Origin of the sequence: Microbacterium sp. NPDC060132, assembly GCF_042729675.1 — a bacterium.
GTDB classification, from domain to species: domain Bacteria; phylum Actinomycetota; class Actinomycetes; order Actinomycetales; family Microbacteriaceae; genus Microbacterium; species Microbacterium sufflavum.
Genome location: NZ_JBHWXU010000001.1, coordinates 2,572,041 through 2,588,524 on the forward strand (window position 1 = coordinate 2,572,041; position 16,484 = coordinate 2,588,524).

Genomic DNA, 16,484 nt, shown 5'->3' on the forward strand with positions numbered 1-16,484 from the left:
CGGCTCGGACGGCGAGCCCGTCGCCCTCTCGGACGTTCCGCAACCCCGTATGGTTGCCCTTGTGCCTCTGCAGCCCCCCACGCTGAAGCCCATCGTCGGCGACCCGAGCCGTATGCGGGTCGAGCGCTTCCCCGTCACGATCCTGCTGGGTATCCAGCTGGCGGCGATGGTGGTCATTCCTGCTGCCCTGAAGGGGACACAGCCGTTCGGGCTGATCCTCGCGATCTGTGCCGTCACGATCGCCGTCGCCCTGTTCATCGAGCTGATGGTGCAACCGCTGAAGATGCCGGAAGCCACCGCGAAGCCGATCACCGCTCGCGCGGCGTTCACCGTATTCGCCGTGGGCGTGGCCGCCACCGTGATCTCCACGCTCGGGGGACGCGGCTCGTATGCGGTGCAGATCGGTGTCGCCTCCGAATCGCCGATCGTCTCGATCGCAGCGCCCTTCACGCTCTGGGTGCTGTTCGGAGTGTCTCTCGTCCTCTGGCTCTTCCGGCAGGGGCAGGTGACGCGCGCGACCGCGCTCTGGGTGTGTGCGATCGCCGCGGTGGTGTTCCTGTGGGAGGGGCTCATGCGCGCCATCCTCGGGCAGTCCGCAGCGCTGATCCTCACCGTGGTGATCCTGGCCCTGTTCGCCAAGCTGATCCGCCTGCGGACGCTCGTGATCGTGCTCGCAGCCATCCCGATCCTCTGGCCGCCGATCTACGACTTCCGCGACTCCCTGCGTCGAGCATCCGTCTCGGGCCCGGGCGCGGTGAGTGCGGATGCGCCGCTGGAGCGCCTTCAGCTGGACACGCAGATGGCTCTCATCGCCCGATTCGTCCCCAGGCCGGCAGGTCTTGAGGTCCTCGACATCCCGACGCTGTTCCGCATCGGTCTGATTCCTGGGTTCCTCGACCCGGATCGCCCACCACTGGACACGGGCTCGCAGATGAGCATCGCGCTCGGCGGTGCGCCGACCAGCTCGCAGTCGGCCACCATGCTCGGCAACGTCTACATCTTCGAGGGCTGGATAGGGATCGTCGTGTTCGCCGTGGTGCTGACGCTCGTCATGGGCTTCCTCACCCGCCGGGACAACCCGTGGGCGCTCGCGGGAATCGGCCTCGTGTACTCCTACGGCATCTCGTTCAACGCGTCGTATCCGGACGTGATCCCGCGCATGCTGCAAGCGCTGATCTCGCTCGCCGTCGCCTACGTCCTGGTGCGGATCCTGTCGGGCCCGAAGGCCCGCGCCGCGTCCGAGGCGCGGGTGCTCCGGCGCGCGGAGGAGCGTCAGCGGAAGCAGCCGAAACGCCCCGGACGCGCCTCCGCGCGCCGCTAGGCCGTCATACCTCCGCTCGCCGCGAGGCCGTCATGCCTCCGCCCGGTCCCGCGCAGCGCTCCGGGCCCGCCGACCGCGCAGCGCCAGGACCACACCGCCGAGCACTGCCGCGACGAGGGACCCGACCAGCACCCCGATCTTCACGTGATCGTCGGCGACGCTGCTGCTGCCGTAAGCCAGCTCGCCGACCAGGAGAGACACGGTGAAGCCGATCCCGGCGAGCAGCGACATGCCGGCCAGGTCGGGCCAGCGCAGCGTCTCGTCGAGACGCAGCGCCCGAACGCGGCTGAGGAGGAAGGTCGTCAGCAGGATGCCCACCGGCTTGCCGACGACGAGTCCCACGACGATGCCGACCGTGATCGGGTCGGTCAGCGCGGAGACGAGGCCGTCCATTCCACCGACGTCGACTCCCGCGGCGAAGAACGCGAACACCGGCACGGCGAACAGCGTGGCCACGACACCCCAGCGGTCGGCGAAGTGCGCCGCCAGCCCGTCGTACACCGGGGCGCCGTCCGCATCGGTACCGGTCTGCACGCGCGTGCGTGCGGTGGCTCGCACGGGCACGAGGAACCCGAGCAGCACACCGGCGACCGTGGCGTGCACCCCCGAGGCGTGCACGCACACCCACACGGCCACCGCGAGGGGGAGCAGCAGCCACCAGGAGCGCACGCCGTTCTGCACCGCGAGCGCGAACCCGGCGAGCGGCAGCAGCGCGAGGATGAGCCACGGCGCCTGGATCGTCTCGGTGTAGAACGTCGCGATGATCGTGATGGCGATGAGGTCGTCGATGATGGCGAGGGTCAGCAGGAACACGCGCAGCGCCGGAGGGAGGAACCGGCCGACGACGGCGAGCACGGCCACCGCGAACGCGATGTCGGTCGCGGTGGGGATCGCCCAGCCGCGCAGCACCTCGGGGCCGGCCGCGGCGTTGACCGCGAGGAACAGCAGCGCGGGCACGACCACCCCGCCGACGGCTGCCGCGATGGGAAGCGCGGCGCGGCGCGGGTCACGGAGTCGCCCGGCGACGAACTCCTCCTTGAGCTCCAGCCCGACGACGAAGAAGAACACGGCGAGCAGCCCGTCGGCGGCCCACGCGCCGACGCTCAGCTCCAGGTGAAGCTCGGGGATGCCGAAGCGCACGTCGCGCACGGCCTCGTACCAGGGCGCGGCGGGGGAGTTGGCGAGGATCAGGGCCGCGACGGTCGCCGCGAGCAGCAGCGCACCACCGAGCACCTCGCTGCGGGCGGTGGAGCGGATACCGCGCCACAGCTCATGGGGCGCGAGACGGAAACGGGCAGGGGACGACGAAGACACAGGGGTACCTCACGGGAGAGATGGGCGGTCGATGCGAGGAGGCCGCGCCATCCGGCGCGGCTAGCCGCGTGGCGGCGGGCAGCCCGCGATCTCACCGTGCGAGAGGGTGCCCCACACGCTCGTCCACCCGTTCGTCCCCGGGTGCAGCACGACGCGCATCCACTCCGTCATCGGCGTCGCCGACGACAGGCGCTGCGGGGCGCGCGTCGAACCGGCGGAGACGAGGGAGGGCACCCGTCCAGGCTACCGTCTGTCATCCGTACTGCCCCGAGACGTCTCGCCGGAGGTGTCGCCGGAAGGCCTCAGCTGTCGGATTCGATGGCCAGCGTGTTCCCGTCCGGGTCCTCGACCCAGGCGATCCGCCCACCGCCCGCCCGAGGGCCGATGCCGTCCGCGTTCTGGCCGAAACCGTCGTAGCGGACGAACTCGGCTCCCGCAGCCGTCAGCTCCGCCACGACCGCATCGAGGTCGTCGACGTACCACGTGGCGACTGTCGAGCGCGTCGACCCCGCGGTCGGCGTCTCGAACACGTTGAGCATGGTCCCGTCGCCGCAGGCGTAGAACCGAGCGCCCTCCGCGATGCCGGCGCTCGGTCCGCTCCGCCCGGCGGCGAGGCCCAGCACCCCTTCATAGAAGGCGGCCGCTCGTCCGATATCGGTGACGCCGATGGAAGCCCTCACCGGGTAGTCCGCTAGTCCCATGTCAGACATCGTGCTCTCGAACCGCCGGCACGGCAATCGCCGACGTCCGCGCGACGCAGGCCGGCGAGCTCTCGCCGACCAACGACGAAGGCCGCTCCGAAGAGCGGCCTTCTGCTGATGTGGGTTGTACGCGGAAGGTGTTTTGCCGCGTGATTCCGGGGAACTTCACGGCCCTCCGAGGTGTCAATCCTCTGCTGTCTGTTCGGTAATCCTCTACTCCGGTGCGCTGATCATGTCGCAGCGGGGTGCGCTGCAGAGTGCACGATACGAAGCGGTCCCGCGACTCAAGCGTCGGGCCGAGTGCCGTTGATGGCTCTAGCCGAGTACCGGGCGGACACGCACTCGGCTTAGCTCATCCCCACAGTGCGAAACGGAGAGCTTCGAAACCTGGAATCGCACTCGTCTTGACCGGGTTCGCAGTAGCTGCCTGTACCGCGGCGCTGACCACCATCTTGGCCTTCGTCAAGTTTTCGGCATCTGGGCCAACTACCCCCAGGGCGCTGGCGGCGAGGGTAAAGCTCTGACTCCACTTCTTGTGAGGGTCGGCAAAGTGAGCTTCCTTGAACTGCCGCCCGAATTCTTGTTGCAGGGCGTCTAGATAGACGGACGGCTGGATGAGGTCCTCTATCTCCGATGGCTTGTGGGTAGGCTCGCGCAGGATGAAGATGCTCTTCGGGTCTAGGAAACCGCCGGTGTTCAGATTCTTCGCTTCGAGCTCGCCCGCATCGTCGTTGTCGAGCACCACGATGATGCGGCAACCTGTCGACTTCTCGCGTTGCAGATAAGCGCGGAGCTTTCCGGTTCCCCTCGTCGGTTTCAGGACGATGCGCCCGGTAGAGAGGTCTTCCGCAGCCCCCGCATGCATGTGCTTCATTACCGCGCCGATGATATCGGCGTCCGTAACGCCTTCGGTGAGTACCACCGTCTCTGCTGAGTCGAGATTGTCAGCGAGTTGCACGCCTAGTGTCTCTCGGATGTTGCTCACCGACCTGGCAGGCGACGCACTGTTCTGTTGAACGAGAACGTTGGCGCCAACTACTTCGCGGTTCACGAAAACGGGATTGTGTGTCGCCAATACCACTTGCTGTCGCTGCGACAGCTTCGTGAACAGCATTTGTAGGTCATGAACCGCCCGTGAGTGCAGATGTGCTTCGGGCTCGTCGACGAGCAGGATGAAGCTGTCCTTCGCGTCGTCCATTCGTTCGCGCGCTAGGTGCTGAATCAGAGCGAGCGCGAACAAGCTCTTGACACCATCTCCCTTCTGAGAGAGTGGTGTCGCTGAGCCGTCGTCGATCACAATCTCACCGATGGCGTCGGACTGCAGCACGCTGCGGGTCTGAACCTCTACCGCCTCGATACTCGGTAGATAAGTTGAGATCGACTGCTGAAGATCGTTCTGAACCTCCTTGACTGCTTCATTTCGCAGCTCATTCACCTGTTGTAGTGCGAGTTTGTAGGCGTCTGACTCCGCGAGCGCGGACAGCCGTATGCTGGCCAACTCATTCAGCAGAGAACGCGCCTGTTCCATAGTTCGCACGGCTGGAACGAGTACGTGCGTAACGCGGTCGGCGATGAACTTCGTGATGCGGTGCGCGTTCGCTTGATACTTCGAGCCGCTCGGACCCTGCTTGAGAATGCCGATGGATGTCGTTGTTCGGGAAAGTTGCAGGAGAACTGGTAGATCCCCGTTGATCTGGAGTCCCGTCTGCGACTTGAACTCGTCACGCTCATGATCATCAAGCTGAAACTTGAGCCGCAATTCGGTCGGGCGTGCGGACTTCGTGGACTGCTTACTCAACGGGTAATCTTGCTGCCACTCGAACGGCACATCGACATTGGGGTCGCCGCGGCGACGCGATGGGTGGGCTTGATAGACGAGCGCGACCCTGGGACCAGACAGTTCACCGGTCTTCGTCGTTTCCTCCGGCAGCTCACTCCAGGTTCGGATCATCCGCATGCCAAGTGCCAGAGCGCGAAGAAGGTTCGTCTTGCCCTCGTTGTTGGGGCCAATGAGGGTGGTCAGCTCATGCAGGCGAAACGTAGTTTTCTTGCCAATGGATCGGTAGTTGGATACCGACACTTCTTCGAGCCGCATCCGTGCCTCTTTCCTCGCTCGACTTGGTTCATGATCACACATGCGAGTAAAGCGGCGAACCAGAGGTGCCTCCTCGCTACGTCGAGATTGCGGGATCTGACCGCGCTCGCTGGTGCGCTACGTTGAGCCAATGACTAGCGACACGGTGCAGGCCGGTTGGCATCCCGATCCCTCCGGGCAGTTCGAGCAGCGTTACTGGGACGGTGCGACGTGGACGGAGCACGTTTTCGCCGGCGGCGTGCAGCTTGTCGCTCCGATGGCTCGCAGTCGCGCCGAGGCTCGCGCGTTCGCTGCTCAAGTCGCCGTCGACCCGCGCACGGATCGTGAGCCCTCGGCGAATACGGCAGCAGTCGCGCCGCTGTCGGTGAGTTCCGGAACTCAGAACGCGTTGGTGCTGGAGAACATCCCGCTGGTCGGCGCGCGCAAACACGCGGAGAAGCTGCGCTCGGAGGTCGCGCGGCTCCAAGGGCTCATCGACCAGTACGGGCTCCAGGACGTGGCCGCCCTCGATGACCTGAAGCGCCACCTGAATCAGGAAGTCGATGGCGCGCGCGGGCAAGTAGCAGCCGCCGCGGCGGAGCTGGCTTCTCGTCAAGCGGAGATCGCGTCGACCGAAGCGTCTCTCCTCGACCTGCGCGGCGCCGTCGAGGTCCAGGAACTTGGCCTCTACGACTACGAGCACCCCGCCGAAGACTCCGTCGCTCTGGCCACGCAGCTCGAGGCGCTGCGTGCAGACATCAAGACGGCCGTCCGCACCGGTCGCGCGACACAGGCGACGAGCAACTTCACCTTCAACAACAGCACGGCCAAAGGTGCGAAGTTCGTTCGAGACATGTCGAAGCTCATGCTCCGCTCGTACAACGCCGAAGCCGAGAACTGCGTCAAGGCTGTCCGCGCCGGGAACCTGGCCACGGCGCAGAAGCGTCTCACCACGGCACAGGAGCAGATCGCTCGTCTCGGCACGATGATCGACCTGAGCATCACGTCGTACTTCCATCAGCTCCGGCTGCGTGAGCTCGAGCTCGCCAACCGTCATCTCCGCGCTGTCCAGGCGGAGAAGGAAGCTGACCGTGCACACCGCGAGGAACTCCGCGAGCAGCGCAAGGCGGAGAAGGAGCTGGCGGCCGAGAAGGCGCGCCTGGAGAAGGAGCGGGGACACTACGCGAACACCATCGCGGCCCTCGAAGCCAATGGTGACCTCGAAGGTGCAGAGCGCATGCGGGCGCGGCTCGCTGATGTCGAGCATGCAATCGAGAACGTCGACTACCGCGCGGCGAACATCCGTGCGGGATATGTGTACGTCATCAGCAACGTCGGATCGTTTGGACCCGACGTCGTGAAAATCGGGCTTACCCGACGTCTCGAACCGATGGACCGCGTGAACGAGCTCGGCGACGCGTCCGTGCCGTTCCGGTTCGATGTTCACGCCCTGTTCTTCGCGGATGACGCCGTCAGCATCGAAGCGATGCTTCACCAGCACTTCGCCGATCGCCGCATCAACCGCGTGAATATGCGGCGCGAGTACTTCCGAACGACTCCGACCGAGGTCCGAGAAGTACTGAAGGCGCACTCCGTCGAGCTCCTCGACTTCAAGCTGGAGCCGGCCGCTGAGGAGTACATGGCTACCCGCGCGATGCAGGGCGCGGTGTAGCCGGACTACCTGGGCCCTGCGCGCAATCCCTGTGTAACGCCGCTCGCTGAGGTGGGAGTTGCAGCGAGCGGGCGTAGGGCCCATGGCGCGGGAATAGCATGCTGTCTGCGAGTACACGAAAAGCCGTCTGGATCAGACGGCTTTTCGTGAACTTCTAGTGGGTTGTACGCGGAAGGTGTCTTGCCGCGTGATTCCGGGGGACTTCGAGCGGTGAAGCCGGTGCGATCCTCCACGGGCCGAGCCGTAATCCTCTACTTCGTCTCACCTCAGCGAGTGTGACCACGGCTAGTTCGTGCTGGCAGATGCGTGAGTCAGGCGGCACCCGGTCGGTGGTGAACGCGAGCGACCCGCGCAGCGAGGGTCTCGGTGGCCTGCCGATACGTCATCATCGCGGCGAGGAGCGCGTTCGTCGTGTGCGCGAGGTTCATAGATGCGACGACGTAGAGAGTGCCGTCTTCGTTGTCGACGGTGTCTCCGTGCTTGCTCGTGCTCATCATTCGAAGCGGGGAGGGGTGCGTGAGGCCCGAGATCAGCCGCCAGACAGTGGACGCATACCCGCCGTTCAGGTCTGGGTAGTCGGTCGCTTGCTCGACGATGACACCGTGCCCAGGCGCGCCGCCGGTGTAATCGTCGACACTGATGCCTTCAGCTTCAGCGATCTTGGTCATCTGCTGCATATGGCGCTTCCGGCGAGCAACGACTCCACGGATGGCGGCTTGTGAGGCGGATCTTCCCTGGGGTGTGCTGAGGTCAGCGAGCTTCGCCGCGGCCTTGATGAGGGTCAGGTCGTAGCCGATGTCAGTTGTGCGGAGCTGGAGGAGTCGGACGATGCGGTCGCGTTGGACGTCTGGTCGGAGCAGCCATAGCGCCGTGGAGGCGGACTCGAGCGCGGCCCGCAGTAGAGGGAAGTGCGCGGTCACGCGGTGCTCGAGCTGTTCTTCATCTGGAAGAAGCAGCTGCTTGGTGGCCGCCAGGTTGTCGGTGGCCATCGACATGCAGGACGCGACGTAGTGGCTCAGGTGGAGCCAGCTCGTGCGGCGGTCGTCGTCGCCGAGCTCCGAGGTGGGCTTCGCTCGAAGTTGAGCGATGGTCGCGTAGCGCTCAAGGAGCTCATCAACTTGTCGCAGCCTCTCGGTGAGAACCCGTGAGGCGTTGAGCTCGTCGGCGTCCGTAACCGGAACACGGATGAGACCTCTCTCGGGCCGAGGCTGGTGTTGCATGGCTCGACCTTATCGGCGCGGGGCCGTCGCGGTCGGCTTGTCTTGTATCTCGTGCGCTACGTCGAGCGAGTGAGTGAACAGACGGCGCAGCTCGGTTGGCATCCGGGCCCGTCTGAGCAGTTCGAGCGCCCCATCTGGGGGCCGGTCCCTCCGTCGATGCTCAGGTTTCAGAGCGCCATAGTGTGATCGTCTCGGCGGCTCCCTGACCGCGGTGGGAGGTTCATTGATTGCCGCGATCCTGATGGCGAGGTCCATGCCGAATGCGAGTCCGGCGGCGGTCATGACGCGTTCGTTGATGGCGACTCGCTCGAGGACGGTTGGGGGTGTCACGTCGCTCAGTGGGTGGTCGGGTGAGAGTCAGTCCGCCCGCGCTCATGACGGTGGCGCCGAGCTCTTCGCGATCTCTGTAGCGCGCCGAGAGCTAGTCGTTCGTACTGTTGGCAGACACCCCTGGAGGCAGCCCGCCGGAGTGCTCCAAGGTCGAAAGCGTCGGGGTCTCATGGCTGGTGGAGACGGCAGTCTCAGATTCAACGGAGGGTGTAGACGAACTATCAGCGCCAGAATCCGACTCGATATCCCATTCTTGGGGAGCGTCAAGACCTAGGAAGAATCGGTCGAGGATGATGTCCAGGTCCCTAGAGGCTTTGTCAAAGTTCGCCGAGAGTTTCCCGCTCATCGGCCTGTTGTGAGCGATGCAGTTGCGTGCCCGTTCGATGGAGTCGAGAACTGTACTCAGGCTCGAGATGAACTCGGCGGTCGACTCGTCTGTGATGAGCGTCGGATGAATGGCCGCGAGGAATTGTTCGTAGTCGCTGGACGACCGCATAACGCTCAACACGTCGCCCACGTTTCCGGGCATTTTTCGCTTGATCACATTCTTGTACTCGGCGAAAGAAACATAGAAGAACTCGTTCTCCAGAGCGGCCTCCAAGTCTGTCGGATTCGGCATGTCCTTCATGGTGCCCACCTGCGAGGCGTCGAGTAGCGAGTACCAGGCCGCGTCCTCAGCCGCGGGAAGCAGGAGTATGGAGAGCGCCTCGCGGAGACGAGATTCGAGGCGATACAACGTCTGAGCATGCTGAGCGTTCTGGGACTGAACAAGGGAATCAGACACTTTGATGATGTGAAGGACTTCGGTGTTCGTTCGTAGAACATCGACTGTCACGTCAACTGCACCTCGCAGCGCCTCGCGCTCGCCGTCTAGATCAAGGCGGAGCCCGACGACGGTCCCTGCGGCCGAGCTTCGGCGGTAAGTGAAGCGCGGCGTTGCCGCGAGAAGTCCTTCGTCTTCGGTGAGGGCGTTGAGTGCAGGTTTAAGCTCGTCGAGCAACTCTCGTTCAACATCCTCATGGGTGAGGATCAGTACGAACTGCACTTCACTCACGGTCAACACCGTCCTGATCGAAGAGTTCCTCTAGAAGCATCGCCTTTGACTCAGCCCACATCCGATCTCCCTCCCGCTTCGCAGCTTGAGCAGCTTCTGACAGGTGATTGGCGAGTTCAACCACTGCTGCTTGCTCGTCAAGCGAGGGGACAGGCACCAGCAGATGCATGGCGTCGTCGGCGGACACACGTGGCAGAGTGTTTCCGGTCGCGAGGTGCACGGCCTGGATGACCGTCGTCGAAAAGCGAAGCACATGAGCGAGATACTCTCCGAGCACTACAGATGTGTTGGGGCGCAAGACGATGAACTCAGGGGAGCAATATCCGTCGTGGGAGGCGAAGTACACCTTGTTCAGTCGAGGCCGCAGCTTCGCAAACAGAACGTCGCCGGGATTGAACTCCACGCCCGTCGCCACCTGTTGCGAGGGCGCCCCAATCAGCGCACCGGTGCCACTTTCCACGTCCGCCATCCCGAGAGTCGCGGGGGGAACGGAGGTGAGCGTTCGCACTGGGGTCGCCAAGTCGCCAAGCTCGAGTATCCGGTGCCCGGACGCTCTCAATGCCTCAATGGCTGCGACTCGCTCCGGATGAAACGCTCCTGGATCGAGTCTCTTGGTCTGACTGATTTCCGCTAGCCGCGCAGTCCAGCCCACGTTTGTGGATACGCCCGGCACCCGAATCGAAAGTTGTTCTTGGAGAGTAGGCTCTACTTCCGCGGCTAATGCGGAGGCCTCGGCTCGGCGGCTCCCGCGCGCTTCCCTAGCGACCTCCATACGTGCGGCCAGTTGCCGCTGTCGCTCGAGAGGCGGAAGGGGAATCTGAAGATCTTTGATCTCGGTGGAGTTGATGTTCGACATCAAGATTTGGCGGGATGCTCGCAGGACCTGAGCCCTGCCTGCTGCCGAGTTCAGGAAAGCGGCGACGTACTCAGGATGAGCCATATCCGGATCCACGCGAAGCCGAATCAAGTAGCTTGCGAAGACCCAGTCGCCGTCCTCGCGAAACACCTCACACTTGCCGACGAGCTCGCGGCTCCCGTTGGTCCGATTGATGAGGATGTCGCCCTTGCGTAGGGCGTATGTGTTGAGTTCTGTCGGATTTAGCTTCACGTACTTGAGGTCGCGAAGATCCCACCCATCGTCCTGCAGGTTATTCATACGCAGAATCGGATAGCCCTCCGGCTCCGTGTGAGCAGACAGACTGAGGCCGTACTGGACGCTTTGCGCTATCGATGCCACGCTCTTTGCTTCGTAGCGGCTGCGGGTGAGGAAGCCGCTGACGTCGCGTGCGCCAGCTGCGAACCCGACGTCGGCCCGAATGCGGAGGTCTTGGGCGCGGGCCGTGAAAGTCAGCGGGCTCATCGTCCGCAGAACTCCTCGTAGGCGGCGAGGATGGCGGGAAGATCGTTTGGCGCACTTCGCCCGGTGTTGTCGTAACCGACGCTCTCGGCCGCAGCCATAAATACTTCTTCGTCAGCATCCGGGGCTTCTCCGGAGCCTCGGCGACGCAATATAAGAATGCTTGACTTCACTGTCGTTCCGAAATGGGAGAATGCGGACGTCGGAAGGCTAACGACTGCGAGAACCTGGAACGAGTCGAGCAAGTACTCCCGCACGTAGCGCAACGAAGCGTTCGCCAAGATGCCGTCCGGCACGATGATGACTGCTCGGCCGTCCGCGGCAAGGTACTGCGCGATTCTCTCGATGAAGAGGATCTCTGTCTTCTGAGCCTTCCGGGGCCGACCGCCAACCTTGGCGAGGTCGTAGGTCTCGAGCCATGGAGACTGTGTCGAGAGGATCTGGGCGCCGAAGGGAGGGTTGGAGAGGACCAACGTGAACTTTCCGGCGCCGAATTTCGGGTTGTGCTGAGTGGTCCACTCGATTGGCGCGAGCGCGTCCTCGCAAACAATATTTGTGTGCCCGTCCTCGTGGATAATCATGTTCATCTTCGCGACACGAGCGATAGCATCGTTGATCTCGATTCCGAACAGATTCTGTCGTGCAAAGTCGCGCCAGTGATTCGTGTGAGCCGGTGTTCCCCTGTCGTAGTACTCGTCGGCTTCGCTCATCACGGCACTCATCGCGTGCAGGAGGAACCCGCCCGAACCGCAAGCTGGATCGAGAATCACGTCCTCGTGGGACGGGCGGACCATCTTGATGGCGAAGTCAATTACTTCGCGAGGTGTGAAGTACTGGCCGAAGTCTCCCTTGAAGAACCCGTCCATGAACGTCTCGAACGCGAGTCCCTTGACATCCAAGTCGGTTGCGCTGAGGCTGATCCACTCAAGGTGGGAGACCACTGTACGGAGCGTATTGCTGTCGACTTTCAGTTCTTCGTCGAACACGTCCGGGCTGCGGTCACGGTGCTGTTGGTAGAGCGCTCGAATACGGTCCGCGAGTCGCGCCGAGGACTCGTGGGTCCGGATCTGAAACTCATACGGCGCGCCGACCTTTCGGAGCTGCTTCTCGTCACTCACCTTGACGAAGATCAACTTGCTGAGTTCGCCGAAGGCCGCAGGCGGTGACAACCGCCCACCACCCCACAAGCTCTGGTGGCACTTCTTCAGTGCCTGGATCAGTTGCTCCTTATCGACCGCACGCAGATCGAGATCGCCCCCGAGGCGATACTTGTACTCCTCGGGCCGGCCATAGCGACGCGGCAAGTCCGCCACGATGTTGTCGTTGCGCTCGAAGACGCCATAGCGGTCACTGAAGTCGAGAACTTGTCGAGTGTTGCCCGCGACGACCATCACATACTCGGCGCGCAGTTTCGACCAGGTCCCGTTGCCGGCGACCTGCTCAACAGCCTGAGAGAACTCCGCGTCGCTGATGCCCTCGCGCTTGCATTCGACGACCGCGAAAGGGCGCTTCCGCGTTGAGTCGGTGAAGACAACGAGGTCGGCTCGGTCGTTGGGAACTCGGTCGGGGATAGCGACCTCCACCCCGATAGCACTCGCTTCGTAGCCGTACACGTAGACGAGCTCCGCATACATCGACGCTCTGACACGCTCTTCCGGGTCGCCGTAGATCTCGCTCGCTCCGCTGTGCACGTACGTCACCCTTTGCGTACGGCCTTCTCCTTCGAATCGAAGGTATCCGTCTTTGGCGGCGAGCTGGACGAGGTCTCCGCCCTGGTTGGTCAATCTGGCTGTTTCGGGCACTTGACAACCTTGCCACGACCCGGCGACATTGCGGGGCAAGATCTCAGATCGCGTTGCTCCCAACCTCGGGACTCGGTCAACGCCATGTTGTCTTTCGAGGCCATCGGGGGAGAGTCTTTCTCTCGTGCGATGTAGATTGCCGAAGCGGCGGATCCGTCCGAGGCACGCGCCGTGTCGCGCAGTACCCGAGGTCGTTCCGCGTCGAGTTTCCCGTCTCGCTCGGCGATCCGCTGGTCCGAGATGCCCGTTGGCGATAGCCGACTCCTCTCAGCTCACCCCGCACGCGCGGGGCGCTCGATTCGCTGTGACGAACTGACGAGAATCCTCAGCAGGGGTTCCCATACGTCTAGAAGTTGCTTTGCGGTCCAGCCGGAGAATGCTTCGAGTGCGATTCTCTGCTCGGGGGTGACAGTCGTAGCGCCGCGCTGTTGGTGGGTCAGCCGACGACCTGTGCGCGGTGATGCCATCGTTACTGCGGAGCAGGCGTCCGAGTCGGCTGGGGATCTGTTCGACTCGTCGGTATTGCCCCCACCAGCGGGGTGTGACTGATCCCGCCACCGCGTCGAGGTCGTTATAGCGTCGAAGTATGACCGACGACTCGACGGGTGTAAGCGAACGCTGGCGGCGCGTGCCGACCGAAACCGTGCTCGAGATGGGCAAGATCGCCCTTTTAGCTGGCGGCATCGAGGGCATCATCTACAGCGTGGCGGACTGGCTAGGACCCGAGATTCACGGCCTCATCGCCCCGCGACGACAGAGTGCTGACTCCGTCAGAAGGAAGCTTGCATCCGCCGGAGCATCCCGTGCTTTCGCAAGTGCAGTGGACATTGACGTCGCACGTTGGAGTACCTGGCTTGAGAGCGCAGGCGCCGCGCTCTCGGAACGCAACCGCATGATCCATGCCCGCCTGATCTACGTCTCCGGAGAAGATGGACGCGTTCAGTTCGCCCGCGCCTCACGGGACGGCCGAAAGAACCCTCGACCCGCCGGCGAGATTGTTGCCGTGCGAGAACAGCTGGAGAACGTGGCCGACGAGGGCGATGCGCTGAACCTCATCGGGCTCGTTCATCAGGAGCGCTGGAGTCGCCGCGCGGATCTGGACGTGGTGGGCCAAGAGGGAGAGTGACGGCGGCGGCGCGCAGGCGCACACGGTGCCTGGTTTAGCTCGCTCGCGTCCGCTCGCAGGGCTGCTGGGGAAGTATCACTACGACTGACCACACATCCGTGGAGAGCGAGCCCGTGCCGCCTCCCAGAAGTAGATGGAATCCATGGGCGGGCGAGGGAAAGTGGATGGCGAGTCCGACAGCCCACGACGAGGCTCACGACGAGCGCGGTTGCGCGAGCTTCGGCGTATCGCGGGGCACAGGTACTGCTTCTGTCCCGTCCCAGGCTTGATAGCGCTTGGTTGGCGGTCGGGGGGACGGGGTAAGAAGGCTGAGCCGCGTATTCAGATCGCGGGATAGCTTGACTTCTTCGTCCGGTAGGCCTTCGCCTCTTTCTCTTTCAAGTACGTGCCGGTCTGGAGGTTACGCACCCACTGGCGTCCCTCGGCATCCGTGATTTCGATCAAGGTCAGAGGGAGTTCATCGCTGGTGTAGCCAGCGAGGCGCGCGACGCCTTCTTCGCCGGGAGCTAGCCCGTTCACTTCGTTCTCATCGACTACAAACCGCTTCCGCCTGAACGCCTTCTCTGCGTACTCATTCAGCACCCACACCATAGGTACGTGATAGTCGGTCGCATTGTGCGCACGAATGACCGCGTCATAGGTGTACTTGTTGTCGTCGCCCTTCTTAGCTTCCCACGCAAACCAAGTAACGAAACCGTCTGCTTTTGCGCGTTCGGCAGTCTTCCGCTGAAGATTCAAGAGGTAGAACCCGAACGCGAACGCGCCGCTCGTCCCGAGCGCTCCGATCCAATCGGCTGTGTTGCCCCAATCCCACACCTCGTACCCCCACATCTTCGCCCAGTTGTCCCAGAGATCTGCCCATGACTGCATTTGATGAGCGTAGCGGCCGAGGCCTGGACTACCGCGCCTTCATGCACGCTCTTAGAGTCGCTGCCGAACGGCTCTTCAGCGGAGCCTCGCCGAGATCAGGAAGTCCAGGCCCAGGCGTCGTGTCGAGCTTCTATGAGCACGTGCTCGAGGCGGCCACGATGAGCATCTCGATTGCTGTAGGTTCCCCGTCGGGAAATGCGGTGTTCAACCACTGCGCCCAAGTGCATCGGCTGGCCGTCCCGGTCTGGAGCGCGCGGAGCACCGCTGTCAAACCAGCGACGGGGGCCCCGTCATGGAGCTGAAACGCGGGGTAGAGCGTTACGCCATCCGACGTGTCCAGTGACAGAAGTGTGAGCGCGCCAGCGGCCTCGACGGTCTCCTCCTCCGTCCATCCGAGTGCACGGGCGATGGATTCGGTTGTGTAGCAGGGGCCGATAATCGCAGCCCACGGATTTGGCTCCTGATCTTCTGTCACAACTCGTCCTCGTGGTTGCGGGTGTGGCGTCGCCGGACATCTTCGAGGATTTGATCAAGGCTACGGCGTCCGTCGACGTAGTCCTGCGCGTCCCGCAGGGCCTGAGGGCTGGGCTTCAGCCCATCCAGCGTTGCGTCGTGCAGCGACTCGGCAACATTGCGGATCCGCCAGTCGCGGTCGATGTCGGCTCGCTCAGTCATCCCTCGGATCACGGCAAGACTCGGAGTCGCCATCTTCAGTGTGGCCATGTCGAGGAGCGCCAGGTTTCCTTCCTGCCCGTCTCGTCCGAGACTCGCGACTCGGCGGCCGTCGTCGGTTATTCCACCGGCCGGCACGTGCATGTGCCCATGAGCGAGCAGCTCGGGGCGCACCGCATCCCAGACCTCGGAGACTCGTGCTCGAGATGTTGAGGACGCCTTGAGTGCCGCTTCCGGGAAGTGGTGGGGGTTCGTGCGCAGGAGCTCACGCACAGGGAGGACGGGCGTTCCCGCGGGACCCTCGTGGGTAAGCATCAGGTCTGCCGGTCCACCAGCGATAGCCTCGGCGACGTGCTCGTCGGTGATGGCCTCGTCAGGCCACCAGGTCAGCCCTTCGATGCGGGAATCACGGTCAACCGATGCGGCACCGCCCAGGGAGAGCACCCGACGACCTCCGATGGTCAGACGAGCCGGTCGCGGGAGAAGCCAGGTGAGCTGCGAGACCCTCACGGCGCGACCGGGGTTCGCGTCGAGCAGCGGACTGATCCGGTCCCAGGGCTCGTGGTTGCCGAGCGTGACGAAGATGCGGTCGATGTCGGTCTCGGCAAAGACCTCGTCTACCTCGTCCTGCGGCATCGACCAGTCGCCGAGGTGAAGCAGGGTCGTCACGTCCGGCGCGAGATAGGGGAGCACCCGGGCAACAGTTCGAGCCCAGCCGACGTTGCCGTGCCAGTCGCCGCAGACCGCGACGCGCTGATCCGGAAGACCCATGGTAGGCGCGTGCTCGAGAACTCTCATCGGTGACCTTTCTGTCTAAGCCCCTAAGGCGCATCAACGTCTCCGGGACAGCTGTGAGCGCCTACGAGGTCTACCCACACCAGACTGCCGAAGGCATCCTGTTTTCGTTTGGTGAATCCGCATCAACTGCGAACGGACTCGTCTAGAAGCGCAGAAGCAGCGTTCGGTGTGAG

General features: G+C 63.6%; 13 protein-coding genes. 3 read left to right on the plus strand and 10 right to left on the minus strand.

Features of this window, described 5'->3' with window-relative positions; all coding sequences use genetic code 11:
• Positions 1-61: 61 nt before the first annotated feature.
• On the plus strand, positions 62-1,321 hold the full coding sequence (locus ACFWCH_RS12415; protein WP_136032549.1) for a hypothetical protein: 1,260 nt from the start codon (positions 62-64) through the stop codon (positions 1,319-1,321).
• Between the two features lie 30 nt (positions 1,322-1,351).
• Here the strand turns inward: ACFWCH_RS12415 and nhaA are convergent, their stop codons facing one another.
• The 4 genes from nhaA to ACFWCH_RS12435 all read right to left on the minus strand — a co-directional run bounded on the left by nhaA (position 1,352) and on the right by ACFWCH_RS12435 (position 5,431).
• Positions 1,352-2,635 carry a Na+/H+ antiporter NhaA gene (gene nhaA, locus ACFWCH_RS12420; protein WP_378803617.1) on the minus strand — a complete coding sequence of 428 codons (1,284 nt, stop codon included), beginning with the start codon at positions 2,633-2,635 and terminating at the stop codon, positions 1,352-1,354.
• Positions 2,636-2,695: 60 nt separating this feature from the next.
• Positions 2,696-2,869 (minus strand): hypothetical protein, encoded by a 174-nt coding sequence (locus tag ACFWCH_RS12425; RefSeq protein ID WP_168387297.1) that lies wholly within the window; start codon positions 2,867-2,869, stop codon positions 2,696-2,698.
• Between the two features lie 68 nt (positions 2,870-2,937).
• Positions 2,938-3,336, minus strand: coding sequence for a VOC family protein (locus tag ACFWCH_RS12430; RefSeq protein ID WP_378803618.1), 399 nt, complete (start codon positions 3,334-3,336; stop codon positions 2,938-2,940).
• A gap of 352 nt (positions 3,337-3,688) precedes the next feature.
• On the minus strand, positions 3,689-5,431 hold the full coding sequence (locus tag ACFWCH_RS12435; protein ID WP_378803619.1) for an ATP-dependent endonuclease: 1,743 nt from the start codon (positions 5,429-5,431) through the stop codon (positions 3,689-3,691).
• A 130-nt stretch (positions 5,432-5,561) separates the two neighbouring features.
• Between ACFWCH_RS12435 and ACFWCH_RS12440 the strand changes: the two genes are divergently transcribed.
• Entirely contained in the window at positions 5,562-7,082 is a 1,521-nt protein-coding gene (locus tag ACFWCH_RS12440) for a DUF4041 domain-containing protein (protein ID WP_378803620.1), read from the plus strand.
• 311 nt (positions 7,083-7,393) lie between these two features.
• On the opposite strand, the gene ACFWCH_RS12445 is transcribed toward ACFWCH_RS12440, so the two are convergent.
• The 4 genes from ACFWCH_RS12445 to ACFWCH_RS12460 form a co-directional block, all read right to left on the minus strand.
• Positions 7,394-8,302 (minus strand): hypothetical protein, encoded by a 909-nt coding sequence (locus ACFWCH_RS12445; protein WP_378803621.1) that lies wholly within the window; start codon positions 8,300-8,302, stop codon positions 7,394-7,396.
• A gap of 421 nt (positions 8,303-8,723) precedes the next feature.
• Positions 8,724-9,686, minus strand: a complete 963-nt coding sequence (locus ACFWCH_RS12450; protein WP_378803622.1) for a hypothetical protein — start codon at positions 9,684-9,686, stop codon at positions 8,724-8,726.
• Positions 9,679-11,046 carry a restriction endonuclease subunit S gene (locus tag ACFWCH_RS12455; protein ID WP_378803623.1) on the minus strand — a complete coding sequence of 456 codons (1,368 nt, stop codon included), beginning with the start codon at positions 11,044-11,046 and terminating at the stop codon, positions 9,679-9,681. The genes ACFWCH_RS12450 and ACFWCH_RS12455 overlap by 8 nt, the downstream gene beginning before the upstream one ends.
• On the minus strand, positions 11,043-12,845 hold the full coding sequence (locus tag ACFWCH_RS12460) for a restriction endonuclease subunit M (RefSeq protein ID WP_378803624.1): 1,803 nt from the start codon (positions 12,843-12,845) through the stop codon (positions 11,043-11,045). The genes ACFWCH_RS12455 and ACFWCH_RS12460 overlap by 4 nt, the downstream gene beginning before the upstream one ends.
• Before the next feature lie 586 nt (positions 12,846-13,431).
• On the opposite strand from ACFWCH_RS12460, the gene ACFWCH_RS12465 reads away from it, so the two are divergent.
• Positions 13,432-13,971 carry a hypothetical protein gene (locus tag ACFWCH_RS12465; RefSeq protein ID WP_378803625.1) on the plus strand — a complete coding sequence of 180 codons (540 nt, stop codon included), beginning with the start codon at positions 13,432-13,434 and terminating at the stop codon, positions 13,969-13,971.
• Between the two features lie 321 nt (positions 13,972-14,292).
• Here ACFWCH_RS12465 and ACFWCH_RS12470 read toward each other — a convergent pair whose 3' ends face one another.
• Positions 14,293-14,841 (minus strand): hypothetical protein, encoded by a 549-nt coding sequence (locus ACFWCH_RS12470; RefSeq protein WP_378803626.1) that lies wholly within the window; start codon positions 14,839-14,841, stop codon positions 14,293-14,295.
• 471 nt (positions 14,842-15,312) lie between these two features.
• Positions 15,313-16,311, minus strand: coding sequence for a metallophosphoesterase (locus ACFWCH_RS12475; protein WP_378803627.1), 999 nt, complete (start codon positions 16,309-16,311; stop codon positions 15,313-15,315).
• Between the last annotated feature and the right edge of the window lie 173 nt (positions 16,312-16,484).